The organism is Ectopseudomonas oleovorans, from assembly GCF_029845265.1.
GTDB lineage: Bacteria > Pseudomonadota > Gammaproteobacteria > Pseudomonadales > Pseudomonadaceae > Aquipseudomonas > Aquipseudomonas oleovorans.
Window position 1 is genome coordinate 1 of record NZ_JAOCLK010000097.1, and the last position, 2,350, is coordinate 2,350.

General features: G+C 59.7%; 3 protein-coding genes and 1 pseudogene. All 4 read left to right on the plus strand.

The genetic code is table 11. The features are described from left to right. The first annotated feature begins 134 nt into the window (after positions 1-134). Positions 135-278, plus strand: coding sequence for a transposase (locus tag N5J71_RS22200; RefSeq protein WP_003464286.1), 144 nt, complete (start codon positions 135-137; stop codon positions 276-278). Positions 279-337: 59 nt separating this feature from the next. Further along, positions 338-655, plus strand: a complete 318-nt coding sequence (tnpA, locus tag N5J71_RS22205) for an IS66-like element accessory protein TnpA (RefSeq protein ID WP_003464284.1) — start codon at positions 338-340, stop codon at positions 653-655. After that, positions 652-987, plus strand: a complete 336-nt coding sequence (gene tnpB / locus N5J71_RS22210; RefSeq protein WP_003464281.1) for an IS66 family insertion sequence element accessory protein TnpB — start codon at positions 652-654, stop codon at positions 985-987. The genes tnpA and tnpB overlap by 4 nt, the downstream gene beginning before the upstream one ends. A 61-nt stretch (positions 988-1,048) precedes the next feature. Next, positions 1,049-2,350 (plus strand): annotated as a pseudogene (gene tnpC, locus N5J71_RS22215) (IS66 family transposase); the annotation flags it as partial.

A 2,350-nucleotide genomic window follows, 5' to 3' on the forward strand; every position in this document is an offset into this window, starting at 1 on the left:
CCTGCGTGGAGCTTAGGATTTTCAGTTCTAGTGTATCCGTCCGGCCAACACACCTTCCTGGTCCCGACGCCAAAGGCGATGGTGTCCACCTGATTTAAGTAGACACCATTTCTAGCCTTTTAAGCGGGTCTTTCATGCAGCCACAACGCCGTTCCTACTCCAAATCCTTCAAGGCCCAGATCATTCAAGAGTGCGCCCAGCCCGGGGCCTCGATTGCCAGCGTTGCGCTGAGCCACAGTAAGCGTCCGGCCAAGTCACCTTCCGAACTCCAGCATTAAGGACGATGGTGTCCGCGTATTTTTAAGCGGACGCGATAGCCCTTATCGCCGGGATTTCCATGCGCCAACGAAGCTCTTACCCCAAACCGTTCAAGGCCCAGGTTGTTCAGGAGTGCCTGCAACCCGGTGCGACCGTTTCCAGCGTTGCCATCCGCCACGGCATCAATGCCAACGTCATTCGCAAGTGGCTACCGCTTTATCGAGATCAACTGCCAGCGGCGTTGCCGGCGTTCGTTCCTGCGAGAGTTACGCCAAAACGACCAGTTGAACCAGCTGTGATTATCGAGCTACCGCTGGGCGAGCAATCGATCACAGTGAAATGGCCAGCCTCCGATCCTGAAGGATGCGTCCGCTTTGTCCGGGGGCTCGCCCAGTGATCCGTATCGATAGTATCTGGCTCGCCACCGAACCGATGGACATGCGCGCCGGCACCGAGACCGCGTTGGCCCGTGTGATTGCGGTGTTCGGTGCGGCGAAGCCGCACTGTGCCTATCTCTTCGCAAATCGCCGCGCCAACCGCATGAAAGTCCTGGTGCATGACGGCGTGGGTATCTGGCTGGCCGCGCGGCGATTGAACCAAGGCAAGTTTCACTGGCCAGGCATCCGCCACGGCTCGGAAGTTGAACTCGACGCAGAGCAACTTCAGGCGTTGGTACTGGGGGTGCCCTGGCAGCGGGTCGGTGCGGGCGGCGCGATCACAGTGCTGTAGCACCGGCCATTAGCCCAACGGTGTATCTGCGCAGAGCGTCTGCTCTGGCACAATCAGCAGCATGAACTCCTCGCCCAATCTCGACCAACTGACAGCTGAGCAACTGCGCACACTGGCCGCGCAGTTGCTGACGCAGGTCGACGTGATGGGCAAGAAAATCCACCGTGATCAAACCATCATTGAGCAGCTCACACACGAAATCGCTTGGTACAAACGGCACAAGTTTGCTAAGCGTAGCGAGCAACTGAGCCCTGACCAGGGCAGCTTGCTGGACGACCTGCTCGACACTGACATCGCCGCCATCGAGGCGGAGCTGAAAGCCGTCAATCCCCCGGTTACTCCAGCCGAACCCCGCCAACAGCCCAAGCGCACACCGCTGCCGGCACAATTTCCGCGCACCGTGATCCGCCACGAACCGGAGAACACCCAATGCGCCTGCGGCTGCCAGCTGCAACGCATCGGTGAAGACATCAGCGAAAAGCTGGATTACACGCCGGGCGTGTTCACCGTCGAACAGCATGTGCGTGGGAAATGGGCCTGTCGCCAGTGCGAAACACTGATCCAGGCCCCCGTGCCGGCCCAGGTGATCGACAAGGGCATCCCCACCGCCGGCCTTCTGGCTCACGTGATGGTGGCCAAATTCGCCGACCACTTGCCGCTATATCGGCAAGAGAAAATCTTTGGCCGTGCCGGCCTGGCCATCGCTCGCTCGACACTGGCGCAGTGGGTCGGACAAACCGGCGTGCAGCTCCAGCCGCTAGTCGATGCCCTGCGTGAAGCCGTGCTGGCCCAACGCGTGATCCACGCTGACGAAAACCCGGTGCAAATGCTCACCCCAGGCGAGAAGAAAACCCATCGGGCTTACGTCTGGGCCTACAGCACCACCCCCTTCGCCGATCTGAAGGCCGTGGTGTACGACTTCAATCCCAGCCGTGCCGGCGAGCATGCGCGCAATTTTCTTGGCCAGTGGAATGGCAAGCTGGTCTGCGACGACTTCGCTGGCTACAAGGCCAGCTTCGAGCAAGGCATTACCGAAATTGGCTGCATGGCCCACGCCCGCCGCAAGTTCTTCGATCTGCACGCTGCAAACAAAAGCCAGTTGGCCGAACAAGCACTGCACGCGATGGGCAGCTTGTACGAAATCGAACGGCAAGCACGGGACATGAGCGATGAAGAACGCTGGCGAATACGACAGGAAAAGGCTTCACCGATCCTCGATACACGGCTGACTGGATGCTGGCCCAGCGTGATCTTGTGCCCAACGGATCGGCCACGGCGAAAGCCTTGGATTACAGCCTTAAACGCTGGCAGGCACTGACTCGCTATGTCGAGGATGGTGCTGTGCCCATTGACAATAACCAGG

What these genes read in the sequence shown, in the direction of transcription:
- tnpA (WP_003464284.1), top strand. Translation starts at nt 338, where the DNA reads ATGCGCCAACGAAGCTCTTACCCCAAACCGTTCAAGGCCCAGGTTGTT.
- N5J71_RS22200 (WP_003464286.1), top strand. Translation starts at nt 135, where the DNA reads ATGCAGCCACAACGCCGTTCCTACTCCAAATCCTTCAAGGCCCAGATC.